11 protein-coding genes are annotated in these 15,947 nt (G+C 61.4%); 7 read left to right on the plus strand and 4 right to left on the minus strand.

The window, feature by feature from the left end:
* Positions 1 to 111 precede the first annotated feature (111 nt).
* The 3 genes from AACY11_RS22640 to AACY11_RS22650 form a co-directional block, all read right to left on the minus strand.
* Complete coding sequence (locus tag AACY11_RS22640) at positions 112 to 852, minus strand: hypothetical protein (RefSeq protein ID WP_339495752.1); 741 nt, start codon at positions 850 to 852, stop codon at positions 112 to 114.
* 286 nt (positions 853 to 1,138) lie between these two features.
* A complete protein-coding gene (locus AACY11_RS22645) occupies positions 1,139 to 1,450 on the minus strand; it encodes a DUF6916 family protein (RefSeq protein ID WP_339431641.1) in 312 nt (103 codons plus the stop codon).
* A 56-nt stretch (positions 1,451 to 1,506) separates the two neighbouring features.
* Positions 1,507 to 2,094 (minus strand): phage tail protein, encoded by a 588-nt coding sequence (locus tag AACY11_RS22650; protein ID WP_339431640.1) that lies wholly within the window; start codon positions 2,092 to 2,094, stop codon positions 1,507 to 1,509.
* A 239-nt stretch (positions 2,095 to 2,333) separates the two neighbouring features.
* Here AACY11_RS22650 and AACY11_RS22655 point away from each other — a divergent pair, with 239 nt between their 5' ends.
* From AACY11_RS22655 to AACY11_RS22685, 7 genes are all read left to right on the plus strand, one after another.
* On the plus strand, positions 2,334 to 3,914 hold the full coding sequence (locus AACY11_RS22655) for a glycosyltransferase family 39 protein (protein ID WP_339495753.1): 1,581 nt from the start codon (positions 2,334 to 2,336) through the stop codon (positions 3,912 to 3,914).
* 150 nt (positions 3,915 to 4,064) lie between these two features.
* Positions 4,065 to 4,910 carry a sulfotransferase family protein gene (locus AACY11_RS22660; protein ID WP_339431638.1) on the plus strand — a complete coding sequence of 282 codons (846 nt, stop codon included), beginning with the start codon at positions 4,065 to 4,067 and terminating at the stop codon, positions 4,908 to 4,910.
* Between the two features lie 55 nt (positions 4,911 to 4,965).
* A complete protein-coding gene (locus tag AACY11_RS22665) occupies positions 4,966 to 11,322 on the plus strand; it encodes an Ig-like domain-containing protein (RefSeq protein ID WP_339495754.1) in 6,357 nt (2,118 codons plus the stop codon).
* 48 nt (positions 11,323 to 11,370) lie between these two features.
* On the plus strand, positions 11,371 to 12,888 hold the full coding sequence (locus AACY11_RS22670) for a TolC family protein (RefSeq protein ID WP_339431636.1): 1,518 nt from the start codon (positions 11,371 to 11,373) through the stop codon (positions 12,886 to 12,888).
* The gene (cysC, locus tag AACY11_RS22675) at positions 12,872 to 13,477 is read left to right on the plus strand and encodes an adenylyl-sulfate kinase (protein WP_339431635.1); all 606 of its coding nucleotides are present in this window, start codon (positions 12,872 to 12,874) and stop codon (positions 13,475 to 13,477) included. The genes AACY11_RS22670 and cysC overlap by 17 nt, the downstream gene beginning before the upstream one ends.
* On the plus strand, positions 13,474 to 14,259 hold the full coding sequence (locus tag AACY11_RS22680) for an aspartyl/asparaginyl beta-hydroxylase domain-containing protein (RefSeq protein ID WP_339495755.1): 786 nt from the start codon (positions 13,474 to 13,476) through the stop codon (positions 14,257 to 14,259). Before cysC ends, AACY11_RS22680 begins: the two co-directional genes overlap by 4 nt.
* Positions 14,247 to 15,221, plus strand: coding sequence for a sulfotransferase family protein (locus AACY11_RS22685; protein WP_339495766.1), 975 nt, complete (start codon positions 14,247 to 14,249; stop codon positions 15,219 to 15,221). The genes AACY11_RS22680 and AACY11_RS22685 overlap by 13 nt, the downstream gene beginning before the upstream one ends.
* Here the strand turns inward: AACY11_RS22685 and AACY11_RS22690 are convergent.
* Positions 15,187 to 15,945 (minus strand): slipin family protein, encoded by a 759-nt coding sequence (locus tag AACY11_RS22690; RefSeq protein WP_339431633.1) that lies wholly within the window; start codon positions 15,943 to 15,945, stop codon positions 15,187 to 15,189. The two genes, AACY11_RS22685 and AACY11_RS22690, sit on opposite strands and share 35 nt — an antisense overlap.
* Positions 15,946 to 15,947 lie beyond the last annotated feature (2 nt).

Consider the following 15,947-nt stretch of genomic DNA (forward strand, 5'->3'; position numbering starts at 1 on the left):
AAGCGGCGCTAGGGGCTCCCAGGCCCTAGTGATGATCCGCAGGACTTGTTGCGAGCAATTACTCAGCTAACAACCGTCGGCGCTGCGCGCCGACAGTGCATCAGCGCGTTTTTACACACTCTGGGCCGATTTCTGCCGGTCATGCCCACGAATCGTGCTGGTCAAATCCGATGCAAATGACCGGTTCGGTCGAATGCAAATGGGTGGGCAAGTCTGTGCAATTACCCGCTCATGGTGTTCAACCATGAACGACGCCTCTTCATCCGTTAGATCTTTCAGCGCCTCATTCACTTTTTCCGCCGCCGCCGCCATCATCTGCGCTTCTTCGCGTCGGCACATGTAGTTGCGCGAGTCGCTGAAGATGACCATTTGTCCCGGTTTGACCTGTTCGCCGAGATGGCGGTTTAGGGAGCGGAATTCGCGGCGCAGGGCATCGCTGGGCGTGGTTTCGTAGAGCGCACGCTCCAGCGCTTCGCTGCTCATGGGTTTTTGGACGATGTGAAAACCCGACTCTGCCGGTTGCGGCAGGATGTAGGCGTGCTCTTCCACCAGATGCTGCGCCGGTGGTGGCTCGGGTTTGGGTTTGAAGGCGTTCCAGGAGGCGCCGCCGCTATCGGCAACAACGCGTGGTTTCACCACGACCCAGTCGCCGTTGCGAATGGCTTCGACGAGTTTTCGCTGGTTGGCACCCTGCAGGTAGTTGGATTGATTGAGGCCCATTGCATTGAGCAGGTCATCGAAGCCCGGCAGTTCATCCGGGCGGTTGAGAGCCTGTCGAAAGGTATCCATGGCTTGGTGGCTGTCGAGTACCTGTTGGGCGTGGGTATCGTGTTGGTTAATGAGTCTGGTCACGTCCGTGTCCCGTTCTGCAAAACGCGGGACTTTGGCGAGCGACCTCAAGCTTGTATGCCGGGTGATTCTCTTTTATGTGTAGGGTTATTCCGATTTTTTGTGGCGGTTGGTGCTCGGCAAATGGATGGTCAACCGGACCCTTGGCGGCCTCGACTCACGGGCCTGAAACCACAACCCCCCTGTGGGAGCAAGCTTGCTCGCGATTGCGCGGTGTCAGTCACCCTCTCTATTGACTGATAGGGCTCTTCGCGAGCAAACCCGCTCCCACCGGGGGATTGTTGTTGAGTCAGTTGAAGGTGATGTGGAAATAGCCCAACTGCGGATCCCGCCCCATCGGCGGCACCCGGGACACGAAGATGTCCTGCACTCGCCCGATTTCCGGCAGTTCCAGCGCACACAATCCGTCGACAAATTCAGTCGGCTCCAGACTTCTCAGTTCGACACTGAATGGCATTCGCTCGCTGTAGCGCATTTTTGCGGCGGGCTGCTCTTCGAGGTGTTCGATATGGATCTGCAGTGCACTGCCATCGGGCAGGTGCAGGGTGCCAATCCGGCCCAGCAGCGCCTGGAAATGTTGGCTTTGAACCGTTTGCAACATGGTTTCGCTCCAGCCAGTCAGGAAACCGGGGGAGGGTAGCCACCCCCGGCAGTCGGTCAGTTGCGGGACGGGAAAATGCCTTGCAGCGCGATGCTGAAGTTGAGCACCAGATACGGGTTCATGATCGCCATCGACTGGCCGTTGCCCGTGGGGGTGATGGTCCCGCTGATCGCGGTCTGCGCACCTTTGAGGGCGACGGGCGAAGCGCCTTGTGCGTCCGAGAAGATATTCGCCAGACCGGGCCCGGTGCCCGAAGCACCGATATAGGCGTTGGTGGCCGTCGGGGCGCCCAACGGGTTGCTCGCCGGGTTGGCCAGTTGCACGGTGGTGGTGGCCGTGAGGCCAGCCAGTGAGTGAGTGTGGTTCGGCAGATTATTGAGGGTCGGTATGACGGCTTCAGTGCCGGAAATTTCACCCATTACGCGAGTCGACAGGCCGGGACCGGTGCCCTGGCAGACCGGCATTCGGCTCTGCAGATTGGGCAGTCCGAACGTCTGGACACCGTTGCCGCCATAGTTGGTGCCCAGCAACGCAAACAGCGCGCTGTATTGCGAAACACTCATCATCTGACCGTTGCACAAGGCCCAGCCGCTGGGCGCATAGTTGAAGGCAAACGTCAAAACAGTGCCCATGTAAACGTCCATAAAGTCCTCTCCCTTCTGATTGATGGTCGGCGGGCCGCGCGAGGATTCAGGCTGCGGTGATGCCTCCCCCTCCTTTGCCAGATTACGCCACGGCTCAGCGTAGACCCGGATCGGCGAGGTTGCCGAATGTCGTGAAACAGTACGCCGGCATCGACGGCTGTCGCGTGGCTGACCTAAAGTGACCGGCAGGTTTCGGGGGATCTGCATTAGCAGTGTTTTGCCACGGGCCAGAGGAAACAATGACGCTAAACAGAGTCACGCCGGTTGGCGACACGCAAGACCCCCAGGCAACACCCGGCTCCTGGTTCGGCAACTGGCGAGTGATCCTTTGGGCGAAAAAACAATGGCTGCTGCCCATCATGGCGCTGGCCGCGATTGTGCGTTTTTACGATTTGACGGCCGCCGCGATCTGGGGCGACGAAGGTTCCAGCCTGCTGCTGGCGCGTTATTCGCTGGGCGGGATCTGGAACCATGCGGCGTTCGATGTGCATCCGCCGCTGTACTTCATGCTGCTGCATGGCTGGATCGAACTGTTCGGTGACGGGATTTTCGCGATCCGTTGCCTCAGCGCGCTATTGGGTATTGCTGTGGTGGGCGCAGGGGTGTGGCTGGTGGATCGGTTGGCCACCCGCCGCGCCGCGATCATCGCCGGAGTGCTGCTGGCGTTGCTGCCCACGGCGGTGCGCTATAGCCAGGAAGTGCGCATGTATTCGCTGCTCGGGCTGTTGCTCATTGCGGCGAGCCTGGCGTTGGTCTACTGGATCAGACATGCGCAACGCAGGCGTTATCGGGTGTTTTACGTGCTGTTGATGAGCGCGGCGCTCTACACCCATTACTTCGCGGTGTTGGCGGCGTTGAGTCACTGGATTTATCTGGGCGTGATTCGTACCCAACGCGGTTATCGATTCCGGCATATTCAACAACTGCCATGGTGGCTGGCGAACCTGGCCATTGCCGGACTTTATCTGCCGTGGTTACCCAAACTGCTGAATCTGATGCAGCACATGGAACAGCTCAAGGCCGCTGGCGATGTGGGCTGGGAAGACCCCGTGAGCCTGACCTCGTTGCCGGCGATGATCTGGTCCTGGCTGATTCAGGATGATGGCGCAAACCTGCCGCTGCTGGTCTTCATCGCGATGCCAATGGCCTTGCTGGTGCTGGCCGGGGTGGCATTGGCCCGCGACCGCAGCGTGTCGCGCGGCAGTGTGCTGCTGGCGCTCTACACCGGCCTGCCGCTGTTGCTGGTGTTTGCGGTGTCGTTCATCACCCCGGTGTTCATCGAACGCTACCTGACGGCGTTTGCGTTGGGCCTGCCGATGCTTGCGGCGTTGGCCATCGACCGTTTGTACAGCCGTGTACGGAGCCTGGCGCTGGCGGTGCTGGTGTCGCTGGTCGGGGTCGAACTGATTGGCGTGAACAACAACGCCACGGTCGACAGCAATGATCAACTCGACCATATGGTGAGTTACGTCAATCAGCACTTCCAGCCCGGTGACGGCATCGTCATCAGCGACATGCTCTGGTACCTGAGCTACGTCTATTACGATCAAACCGGCGCTCAAGTGCGTCTCTACACGCCACCCCGCGCGGACGGCCATTCGACGCGGCCGAACGAATACGGTTTTGGCACGCTGGTCACCCCTGGCGTCTACCTCGACAGCTTGGCCGAACTGACGGGCTATCGCCGGGTCTGGCTGGTGGGAACGCTCGATGAACCTGGAGAATTCCTGCCATTGCCGGCGACTTGGCAAGTCGGCGCCGAGGTGCGCGCCGGTGGGGCGCAAGCGCGATTATTCGTCGTGAAGCCGGCAGTGGAATAAGTCCTGCGCGGACTTAATCGATTCACCTTTTTATTCGCGATAAAAATTTAACCGGTTAGTCCTTTTTGCTCTTGAATGATGTCAAAACACTACTAGTCGTAGGGTTGTTCTTGAACTACGCTTCGTCGAACAAAAGGACTTCCGATTACGGTGAATGGATTGCAGCAGTTCCACTTTGTCGCCGGTTTGCCGCGCTCAGGCTCGACCCTGCTTTCTGCGATCCTGTTGCAGAATCCGCGGTTTCACGCCGGTATGACCAGCCCGGTGGGCTCGCTGTTTGCCAGTGTGCTGGAGCAATGCAGCGCCGGCAGTGAGTTCGGCGCGGTGATCGACACCGAGACGCGCCGCCGTTTGCTGCGGGGTCTTTTCGATTCCTACTACGCCGACAAGACCGACAAACCGGTGGTGTTCGACACCAACCGTCAATGGAGCTCGCGGCTGCCCGCGCTCAACGACCTGTTCCCCAACGCCAAAATCATCGCTTGCGTGCGCAACGTCGCGTGGGTGATGGACAGCCTTGAACGCCTCTACCGCGCCAATCCTTACGAAAACACCAAGCTGTTCGGCGACGCCGTCGAGCGCAACACGGTCTACAGCCGCTGCGAAACCCTGGCTCAGCGTAACCGGCTGGTGGGTTTTGCCTGGGCGGCGCTCAAGGAAGCCTATTACGGCGAGCACGCCGACTCGCTGCTGATCATCGATTACGACTTGCTGACCCAGGCCCCGGAGCGGGTACTGCGGCTGGTCTACGATTTTATCGGCGAGCCATGGTTCGAACACGATTTTGACCATCTGGCGTACGACGCGCCGCAATTCGATCAAGCCCTGGGCGTTGCCGGCCTGCACAAGGTCAAACCCAAGGTCGCTCTGGAGTCTCGGCGCACGATTCTGCCGCCGGACCTGTTCAAGCAATACGCTGATTTGTCTTTTTGGCTCGATGGCTCAGCCAGCGCTGCCAATGTCATTCGTATGAAGTCCGACGCCGCGATCAGTTGATCGCGGCGTTTTTCATTGATGCGTCAATAACTGTGTTCGAATCCGGGTGAGCAGCATGTGGTGGAGCAAGCAGAAGTCGCGAGTAACCGAATGTCAGCAGACGCTTGCCGCGCCGATGATCATGTCGCTGGAGCCGCGCATGCTGTTCGACGGTGCCGTTGCGGCAACGGTGGCCGATACCGCTGCCCAGGCTGACAGCCACGCCACGGCGGATGCAGCGAAAACGCCGACGGCCGATCAGCCGGTGGCCAGTAAGGACACCCACGGTCAGGCCGATGCGACACCAGCCGCCAGCCCCGTCGCCGTGCCGGGTCAGAGCGTGGTGTTCGTCGATTCCCGGGTCAAGGACGCCGACAGCCTGCTCCAGGGCATTGCTCCCGGCACTCAGGTGGTGAAACTCGACGCGACCAAGGACGGCTTGCAACAGATCGCCGATTATCTCGATCAGCATCAAGGCGTCAGCTCGGTGCAGATCATTGCCCACGGCAACGCCGGCGATCTGTGGCTGGGCAACAGTTATCTGTCTGCCGACAACGTCGCGCAACGCAGTGCGATCCTCGGCGAAATCGGCAAGGACATGAACGTTGGCGGCGACATCCTGATCTACGGCTGCTACACCGCCGAGGGGGATCGCGGCTTGAGTTTCGTCGACTCGCTGGCGCAGCTGACCGGCCGGGATGTGGCCGCTTCGAACAACCGCACCGGTGTCGGCGGCGACTGGGATCTGGAAATTGCCACCGGCACCATCGAAAGCGCCAACGTCCTGTCGACCAAGGCCATGAGCGAATATCAGTGGGGCCTGGCCACCTGGACCGCGACTAACAACCTCGACTCGGGTGTCGGCTCGTTGCGTACCGCACTGGCGTCTGCGCAAAACGGCGACATTGTCACGTTCAACGCCGGCATGACCGTGCAGCTCAACTCCGAGTTGTTGATCAACAAGAACATCACCGTCGATGGCGATCTGAATAACGACGGCGTGGCTGACGTGACCCTCGATGGGCAATACAAGACCCGTGTGGTGGAAGTCACTTCCGGCAGCACCGTGACACTGGACGGGCTGGTGATTACCAAGGGACTGGTGGCCGGCAACGGCGGTAACGGTGGCGCGGCAGCGGCGGGCGCCATGGGTGGCGGGATTTTCAACGCCGGCATTCTTACGCTCAATAACGTGACGGTGACTGCCAACGCCGCTTCCGGTGGCGGCGGTGGTGGTGGCGTGTCCGGTGGATACTCCGGCGGCGGCGGCGGTGGCGGCGGTGGGATCGGTGGCGGTAACGGTGGCCATGGCGGTTCGACAGGCCCAGGCAACTTGAGCTATGCCGGTGGGGCCGGCACTGCCAATACCGGTGGTTATGGCGGCGGCTACACCCAGAACGACATGGGCGGGCGCGGCGGTACCAACATTGGCGGCGTCGGCGGCAATGGCGCCTCCGGCTACAGTCACGGCGGCAACGGCGGCTCCGCGACCAATGGCACGCTGTCCATTGGTGGCGGCGGTGGTGGTTCGGGCTGGAACGCGGTCGGCGGCGTTGGTGGCAGCGCGGCCGGCGGTATTTACAACGCCTCGACCGGCACCTTGAAAGTCATCGGCACGTCAGTCATCAGCAACAACCTCGCGGCGGGTGGTGGCGGCGGTGGGGGTGGCAGCGGCGGCAACCTTGCCAACGGCGGTGATGGTGGCCGCGGCGTCGGGGCCATCTGGAACAACGGCGGTACGGTATTGATCACCGCTGCCAACGTCGCCGCCATGACCGGCAACGCGGCGGCCAGTGGTGCTGGCGGTCCTTCAAACAGCGGCTCGGCAGGCGCTTCGCCCAGTTCCACGGCTGCGGTTTACAGTACCGGCGGCACGTACAACCCCAACTACGTCGAGCCACCGACCGCGACCATCGTACTGGCGGACAGCGCCCTGAAAATTGGCGAAACCTCGCTGGTGACCATCACCTTCAACACGGCAGTCACCGGTTTCACCAATGCCGACCTGACCATCGCCAACGGCACGTTGACGGCCGTGAGCAGCAGCGATGGCGGAATCACCTGGACCGCGACTTTCACGCCGACCAACGGGATTACCGACACCACCAACGTCATCACTCTGGACAACACCGGTGTGGCGACCGTCTCTGACGGTACCGTGGGTATCGGAACCACCAATTCCAGCAACTATGTGATCGATACCCAGCGCCCGACAGCCACTGTCGTTGTCGCTGACACGGCCCTGAAAATCGGTGAAACGTCGCTGGTGACCATCACCTTCACTGAAGCGGTCAGCGGTTTCACCAACGCCGACCTGACCATCGCCAACGGTACGTTGTCCGCCGTGAGCAGCAGCGACGGAGGTATTACCTGGACGGCGACGTTTACGCCGAGCGCCGGTGTCACCGACACCACTAACGTGGTCACGCTGGATAACACCGGGATCGCTGATCTGGCCGGTAACGCCGGCAGCGGTACGACCGATTCCAACAACTACGCCATCGACACTGTGCGCCCGACGGCCACCCTTGTCGTCGCGGACACCGCGCTCAAGGCTGGGGAAACCTCGCAGGTCACCATCACGTTCAGCGAGGCCGTGACCGGTTTCACCACCGCCGATCTGTCCGTGGCCAACGGCAGCGTGAGCGGTTTGAGCAGCAGCGACGGCGGGATCACCTGGACGGCGACCTTCACGCCAACCAATAACGTCAGCGATACCACCAACCTGATCACCCTGGACAACACCGGTATCTCCGATCTGTCCGGCAATGCCGGCAGCGGCACCACCGATTCGAACAACTACGCCATCGACACGCAGCGTCCGACCGCGACCATCGTCGTCGCCGACAACGCCTTGAGAATCGGCGAAACCTCGTTGGTGACCATCACCTTCTCTGAAGCCGTGACGGGTTTCAGTAATGCCGACCTGACCATCGCCAATGGCACGCTGAGCGCCGTGAGCAGCAGCGATGGGGGGATCACCTGGACGGCAACCTTCACGCCGACCGCCAACATTACCGATGCCACCAACCTGATCACCCTGGACAACAGCGGGGTCAGTGACTCGAACGGCAATGCCGGCAGCGGCACCACCGACTCCAACAACTACGCCATCGACAACCAGCGCCCGACGGCCACCGTCGTGTTTGCCGACACTGCCTTGAAAATCGGCGAAACCTCGTTGGTGACCGTCACCTTCTCCGAAGCGGTGAACGGGTTCAGCAACGCCGATCTGACCATCGCCAATGGCACGCTGACGGCCGTGAGCAGCAGCGATGGCGGTGTCACCTGGACGGCAACGTTCACCCCGACCAGCAATATCACCGACGCCACCAACCTGGTGACCCTGGACAACACCGGCATCGCTGACCTGGCCGGTAACGCCGGCAGCGGCACCACCGATTCGAACAACTACGCCATCGACACGCAACGCCCGACCGCGACCATCGTGCTGGCCGATACCAGCCTCAGTGCCGGTGAAACCTCGCTGGTGACCATCACCTTTTCCGAGGCCGTGACAGGCTTCACCAACGCCGATCTGAACATTCCCAATGGCACGTTGACCGCCGTGAGCAGCAGCGATGGCGGCATCACCTGGACGGCGACGTACACGCCCACACTCGGGGTCAACGATACGAGCAACGTTATAGGCCTGAACAACACCGGCATCGCTGACCTGGCCGGTAACGCCGGCACCGGCGTCACCAACTCCGGCAATTTCGTGATCGACACGATGGTGCCGACGGCCACGATCGTGGTCGCCGACAACAGCCTGAGCATCGGCGAGACCACCACGGTGACGATCACCTTCTCCGAGGCCGTGATGGGCTTCAGTAATGCCGACCTGACCATCGCCAACGGCACGCTGAGCGCCGTGAGCAGCAGCGACGGCGGCATTACCTGGACGGCGACCTTTACCCCGAGCGCCAATATCACCGACGCGACCAACCTGATTACCCTGGACAATACCGGGGTGCAGAGCGGGTCTGGCAACGTGGGGGTCGGCACCACTGATTCGAATAATTACGCCATCGACACCCAGCGTCCGACCGCGACCATTGTGGTGGCGGACACGGCGTTGGGCGTTGGCCAGACCACCACGGTGACCATCACCTTCAGCGAGGCGGTGACCGGTTTCACCCTGGCTGACCTGACCGCCGAAAACGGCACACTTTCCGGGCTGAGCACCTCGGACAACATCACTTATACCGCGACGTTTACCCCAGCGGCCGGCATCACCGACACCAGCAACCTGATCACCCTGGACAACACCGGTGTCGTTGACGGGGCAGGCAATGCCGGGAGCGGCACCACCGATTCGAACAACTACGCCGTCGACAGTCAGCGTCCGACCGCCACGATCGTCATGAGCGACAACGATCTGCGCCCCGGTGAAACAGCGACCGTGACCATCACCTTCAGCGAAGCGGTGACCGGTTTCGACAATTCCGACCTGAGCGTCGCCAATGGCACGCTGAGCAACGTGTCGTCGAGCGACGGCGGTATCACCTGGACGGCTACGTTTACCCCGACCATTGGCGTCAGCGACTTCACCAACCTGATCACCCTGAACAATACCGGCATCAGCGATCTGGCCGGTAATGCCGGCACCGGCTCCACCAACTCGGGCAATTACGCGGTGCTGACCGAAGTGCCGACCGCAACCATTGTTGTCGCAGACACCGCGCTCAAGGCCGGGGAAACCTCGACGGTGACCATTACCTTCAGCGAGGCCGTCGCAGACTTCAGTAACGCTGATCTGACCATCGTCAATGGCGCCCTGAGCAACGTCGTGAGCATTGACGGCGGCATTACCTGGACGGCGACGTTCACACCCACCGGCAATATCACTGACACGACCAACGTCATCACCCTCGACAACAGCGGTGTGGTCAATATATCGGGCAACAGCGGCGTGGGCACCACGGACTCGAATAATTTCGCGATCGACACCGCACTGCCCACCGCCACGATCGTGGTGGCCGACAATCGCCTGGGCATCGGCGAAACCACCACCGTGACGATCACCTTCAGTGAAGCGGTGAGCGGCTTTGACCTGTCGGACATCAGCGTCGCCAACGGCACGCTGTCGAACCTGAGCAGCAGCGATGGCGGCATCACCTGGATCGCCACGCTGACGCCGACTGCCAACGTCAACGATGCGACCAACCTGATCGTGATCGACACTGCCGGCGTGCAGGACCTGGCCGGCAACCTCGGTGCGAGCATCGCCATCTCCAATAATTACGTGCTCGACGCGACCCGGCCAACGGTGAGCATCGTGGTCGCCAACCCGACTCTGGGTATAGGCCAGACCACCACCGTGACGTTCACCTTCAGCGAGGCGGTGAGCAACTTCGACCTGTCCGACCTGAGCGTGACCAACGGCGAATTGAGCAACCTGAGCAGCAATGACGGCGGCAAAACCTGGACCGCCATGTTCACGCCAACCGCCAATGTGACCGACCCGAGCAATTTCATCGCGCTCGACACGAGCAACGTCACGGATCTGGCGGGCAACGTCGGCAGCACCGTGGCGGTGTCGAACAACTATGCCCTGGACAGCGAACGGCCGACCGCCACGGTGGTGGTCGCCAATCCGAACCTGGATGTTGGCCAGACCTCGCAGGTGACGATCACCTTCAATGAGGCGGTCAGCGGTTTTGATCTCTCTGATATCAGTGTCGCCAATGGCACCTTGTCCAACCTGAGCAGCAACGACGGCGGCAAGACCTGGACTGCGACCCTGACGCCAAGCGCCAATGTCAGCAGCGCCAGCAATGCGATTACCGTCAACCGGGGCGGCGTCAGTGACCTGGCGGGCAATAGCGGCAGCGGTGTGAGCCAGTCCGGCAACTACGTGGTGAACACGGCTACGACGCCGACCTTCGTGGTCTCGCCGAATCCACAGTTCCGCAGCAGTGATCCGGTGACGTTCCCCGATGTGCCTTACACCGCGCTGCAACCGATCGTGTTCAGCGCCCCGACGGGCGACCTTGGCTCACCGCTGACTTTTACGCCGTTGTTCGAACAACGGGTGATCGGCAACGGCATCCGCCCCCTGGGCGACATATTCATGAACCACGGTGCCCTGAGCCCGAGTTTCCTTGCCCAGGTGTTCAGCAGCAGTGACAACGTTGGTGACGGCGCCGGCCATGGTTTCCTTGGCTTTGGCGGCGGTGATGGCGGGGTGTTCGGCACCAGCACGCTCTCCAGTCTGTTCAATCAGAACAGCGAGGCCGCGCGTGATTCGCTGAATGCCTTCGGCAGCCATTCGATCAAGGCTGGCGATGTTTCCCAAGGGCTGCGTGGCGTGTTTGGCGCCCCGTCTCTGGTTGAGCAACTGCAGCAACTCAAAGACAGCGAGCAGCACCGGGTCGACAACCTGGCGTCCGCTCTGCAACAGGCCGGCATCAGCGAAATATCGGCCTGACAACACACCACTACTTAACACTGAGCGGGACCTAGGGGCGATCCACGGATGAAAAGAAGTCAGAAGTTGTTCGGCGCCAGCCTGCTGGCGCTGGCGATCAGCGGGTGTGCAGTCACCAGCGAACCGATTGAGCGCAGCGTCAGTGAGCAGCGGGCCAGAACCGACCTGCAAAACATGTACAAGGATCAGGAACCGCTGCGCGGCCCCCTGACGCTGCATCAGGCCATGGCCCGCGCAGTGAAGTACAACCTTGAAGGCCGCTTGAAGATCATGGAGGAAGCGCTGGCCAAGCGGCAGCTCGACCTCGCCAGTTTCGACATGTTGCCGCGCATGGCGCTGGATGCCGGGTATGTGGGGCGTAACAACGTCAGTGCTTCCAGTAGCCAGAGCGTGCGCACCGGCACCCAGTCGCTGGAACCGTCGACCTCGCAGGATCGTGACCGCGAAGTGGCGGATCTGACCATGGTCTGGAACGTCCTCGACTTCGGTGTCAGCTATATCAGCGCCAAACAACAGGGTGACCAGCGCCTGATCGTGCAGGAACGTCGGCGCAAAGTGATCAACACCATCGTCCAGGATGTGCGCTCGGCGTACTGGCGAGCGATGGCCGCCGAACGTCTGCTCAAGCAGATCGACAGCCTGATGGCGCGGGTCGACACGGCCCGGAAAAACAGCCAGAGCATGAGCGAGCAGCGCATTGGCGACCCGGTTCAGGCCTTGGGTTATCAGCGCTCACTCATCGAAGCCACGCGGCAATTGGAGGAGCAGCGCCGTGCGCTGTCGCTGGCGAAAACCGAACTGGCCACCCTGATCAATCTGCCGCTGGGCACAAATCTCACGTTGGCCACTGATGATGGTTATCAGGTTCCCGAACTCAAGGTCGATCTGGCGAAACTCGAACAGGAGGCTTTGACCAGCCGTCCGGAGCTGCGCGAGCAGGATTACCAGACGCGCATCAGCGCCGCCGAGACCCGCAAAGCCATGCTGCGCTTGCTGCCGGGTCTGGAGTTTTCGGCCGGCGGGCATTACGACAGCAACTCGTTCCTCGTCGAGCAAGGCTGGGCCGACTACGGCGTGAAAATCACCTGGAACCTGTTCAACGTGATCTCTGCTCCGGCGGCGATCAACGTCGCCAAGGCCGGCGAAGAAGTCGCCACTGCACGGCGTCAGGCAATGTCGATTGCAGTGCTGGCGCAGCTCTATGTGGCCAATGCCAACTATCAAGAGGCGTTGCGCCAGTTCAAGACCAGCCAGCAGTTGTCCGACATTGACGGGCAAATCGTTGGCCAGTTGCGCAATCGTCATCAGGCCGCCGGCATTGGTGAGCTGGAGTTGATTCAGGGTGAGCTGAACAACCTGCAAGCCGACCTGCGTCGTGATCTTTCTTACGCCGACCTGCGCAATGCCTACGGCCAGATCTTCGCCAGTGCCGGGCTCGATCCGTTACCGGATCAAGTGCAGTCCACGGACGTGCAGGCGATCGCCAACGCACTGGCCAATCGTGAGTCGGCGTGGGCGGCGGGGGATATCTCGTTGCCAGTGGTGGCGAATGCCTCCGCGCAATGACGTGCTGGCGCCAAGCGCCAGCATCAGCCGTATGCAGCGCGAGGTCCGCAATGGACATCGCGGTGCGGCCATTCTGCTGACCGGTTTGCCGGCGGCGGGCAAATCGACGCTGGCTCAAGCGCTGCACGCCACGATGTTCGGGTGTGGCTGGCAAACGGTGGTGCTTGATGGCGATAGCTTGCGTATCGGGCTCAATCGGGATTTGGGATTCAGTGACGCGGATCGCCAGGAAAACATTCGCCGCGCCAGCGAGCTCGCCGCTTTGCTGGTGGAAAATGGTCAGATCGTGATTCTGGCAATGATTGCGCCATTGGCCGAACTGCGAGAAGTCTTTGCCCAGCGTTTGGGCGAGGACTATCGCGAGGTCTGGTGCAGCGCCTCATTGGCAGTGTGCGAGCAGCGTGATCCGAAAGGGCATTACGCTCGGGCGCGACGGGGTGAGTTGGCCGGGTTTACCGGGGTCTCGGCACCGTATGAGCCACCGTTGCAGGCCTCGTTGGTGCTCGATACGGGTACGCAGACCGTTGAGGCCTGCCTTGATCGTCTGTTGACCTGGCTCGGCGATTGCTCGGTGCTGCCCAAGACATGAGCCGTCCGGCGTATGCGCGACTGCCGGTGCCGGTGGATTTGCCACTGTTGTTACAAGCGCTGGCGGCGATTGCCGAAGACGCCTGGCGCAGTCACTTCAACACGCAATATTTCTCGGGAGACTGGAGCGGCGTGGCGCTGATTTCGGCGGCCGATGCGCTGACCGAATTGTCGCCCGGACGCGGTCAACCGTTACTGCGCGCGCCTTGGCTGCTGGATGAGCGCTGGCGCCACGGTCTGCGGGATTTGCAACTGGACATCGTCAGTGCGCGATTGTTGCGGTTGGGCCCCGGTGGGCGAATTCATGAGCACCGCGACTACGATCTCGCCGAGCCAGACGCCGATGTGCGCCTGCACATTCCGTTGCTCAGTCCACCCGATGTGGATTTCTGGCTCGACGGTCAACGTGTGCCGATGATGGCGGGGCAATGCTGGTTTCTCGATCTGGCACGACCGCATCGGGTGGTTAACCGCGATACCTCGACGCGGGTTCATCTGGTGCTCGACTGCCGGCCTGGCGCCTGGCTTGCGCGGATGATTGATGAAGGGCTGCCGAGTACGCCTCCAGCGCAATGGGCCGACACGGCGCTGCAGCGTTTTCAGCGACTGGTCGCTGAGGATGCCTCGCTGTCCTCAACCTTGCGGGCACTCAACGACCCTGAACAGTTCATCACGCGAACCCTCGAACTGGCCGCCGAACAGGGCTTGCCGTTCTCTCGCGAAGAACTGCGCGCGGCGATGCGCCAGGGACGGCGGCAATGGAACGAACAATGGAGCGGCTGAACCTGGACGGCTGGTTACCGGTGCGTGTCTGGCCGGTCGCAGGGCGTTGGCAGGTGGATTGGTGCTGGTTCGGCGATACGCCACTGCATCAGCCCTTTTTTCGCGACGCGGTCGAGGAGGCATTGCGCCTGCCGTTCAATCAGGCATTTCGTCGACAGACGCCGCTGTCGGCGCTGACCGATTGGCAGGCGCAAAGTCCGGGGGTGGCGCCGAGCGCATTCATTTTGCACGCCTCGCGCTGCGGCTCGACGCTGATCAGCCAGATGCTCGCCCGGCTCGATGACCACATCGTCGTCTCGGAACCACCGCCGCTGGACGCCTTGTTGCGCAGCGATCTGCCGGCGTCTGAACGTCGAGCCGCTATCAGCGGATTGCTCTCGGCTTACGGGCAGCGTCGTCGAGGCGTGGAGCAGCGGTTGGTGATCAAGCTTGATGCGTGGAACATCGGTGAGTGGCCGCTCCTGCAAGACTGTTTTCCTGATACGCCATGGTTGTTTCTGTATCGCGACCCGTTGGAAATCGCCGTTTCCCACCTGCGCCGCCCGGGCATGCACATGGTGCCGGGCATGCTCGGCGACTGCGTGCTGGAGGACGGTTTGCCGTTTGAGGGGCGTGAGGATTTCATTGCCCGGCGCTTGGGTCGATTGCTGGAGGCGGGTAGGACGCAATGCGAAGTGTCAGGTGGGCTGCCCGTCAATTACAGCGAGTTGCCCGGGGCGATGGCAGGGCGATTGGCAAGTTTTTTTCAGTTGAGCGCTGAGCAGCTTCAGCAGGCGTTCGCGGCGACGGCGCAACATGCCAAGCAGCCCTCACGGACGTTCGTCGCCGACAGCGACGAAAAGCGCGGCGCGGCTTCGGCGTTGTTGCACAGGCATGTGCAACATTTCGCGCACGCGCCCTATGAAGCGCTGGAACGCTTGCGTCATCTCAGGACTTGGCCGACAAATCCGCCATCCCCTTGAGTAACTCTATCGGCAGCGGAAAGACGATGGTCGAACTCTTGTCGCCGGCAATCGAACTCAAGGTCTGCATATAACGCAACTGCATGGCCCCTGGCTGACGGCCAAGCATTTCGGCGGCCTGCATGAGTTTTTCCGAGGCCTGCAACTCGCCTTCGGCGTGAATCACCTTGGCCCGTCGTTCCCGTTCGGCTTCGGCCTGTTTGGCGATGGCGCGCACCATCGACTCATTGAGGTCGACGTGCTTGATCTCAACGTTGGCGACCTTGATGCCCCACACGTCAGTCTGGGCGTCGAGCACTTGCTGGATGTCGATGTTCAACTGCTCGCGCTCGGCCAGCAATTCATCCAGCTCATGCTTGCCCAGTACCGCACGCAGGGTGGTCTGAGCCAACTGGCTGGTGGCGGAGAGGAAGTTCTCGACCTGAATGATCGCCTTTTGTGGGTCGAGCACGCGAAAGTACAGCACTGCATTGACCTTCACCGAAACGTTGTCGCGGGTAATCACATCCTGCGGCGGTACATCGAGAACGATGGTGCGCAAGTCGACCCGAACCATTTGCTGAACCACCGGAATCAGCAGGATCAGCCCCGGACCTTTGACTTGCCAGAAGCGCCCGAGCTGGAACACCACGCCGCGTTCGTATTCGCGCAGGATGCGAAACGTCGACGCGGCGAGGGCGATCACCAATAACAGCAGCGCGAAAAAACCGATTTGCAGACCCATGA

Source organism: Pseudomonas sp. RA_105y_Pfl2_P56, assembly GCF_963970845.1.
In the GTDB taxonomy this organism is placed as follows: Bacteria; Pseudomonadota; Gammaproteobacteria; order Pseudomonadales; family Pseudomonadaceae; genus Aquipseudomonas; species Aquipseudomonas baetica_A.

What these genes read in the sequence shown, in the direction of transcription:
- AACY11_RS22645 (WP_339431641.1), bottom strand. Translation starts at nt 1,450, where the DNA reads ATGTTGCAAACGGTTCAAAGCCAACATTTCCAGGCGCTGCTGGGCCGG.
- AACY11_RS22650 (WP_339431640.1), bottom strand. Translation starts at nt 2,094, where the DNA reads ATGGACGTTTACATGGGCACTGTTTTGACGTTTGCCTTCAACTATGCG.
- AACY11_RS22655 (WP_339495753.1), top strand. Translation starts at nt 2,334, where the DNA reads ATGACGCTAAACAGAGTCACGCCGGTTGGCGACACGCAAGACCCCCAG.
- AACY11_RS22665 (WP_339495754.1), top strand. Translation starts at nt 4,966, where the DNA reads ATGTGGTGGAGCAAGCAGAAGTCGCGAGTAACCGAATGTCAGCAGACG.
- AACY11_RS22670 (WP_339431636.1), top strand. Translation starts at nt 11,371, where the DNA reads ATGAAAAGAAGTCAGAAGTTGTTCGGCGCCAGCCTGCTGGCGCTGGCG.
- cysC (WP_339431635.1), top strand. Translation starts at nt 12,872, where the DNA reads ATGCCTCCGCGCAATGACGTGCTGGCGCCAAGCGCCAGCATCAGCCGT.
- AACY11_RS22680 (WP_339495755.1), top strand. Translation starts at nt 13,474, where the DNA reads ATGAGCCGTCCGGCGTATGCGCGACTGCCGGTGCCGGTGGATTTGCCA.
- AACY11_RS22685 (WP_339495766.1), top strand. Translation starts at nt 14,247, where the DNA reads ATGGAGCGGCTGAACCTGGACGGCTGGTTACCGGTGCGTGTCTGGCCG.
- AACY11_RS22690 (WP_339431633.1), bottom strand. Translation starts at nt 15,945, where the DNA reads ATGGGTCTGCAAATCGGTTTTTTCGCGCTGCTGTTATTGGTGATCGCC.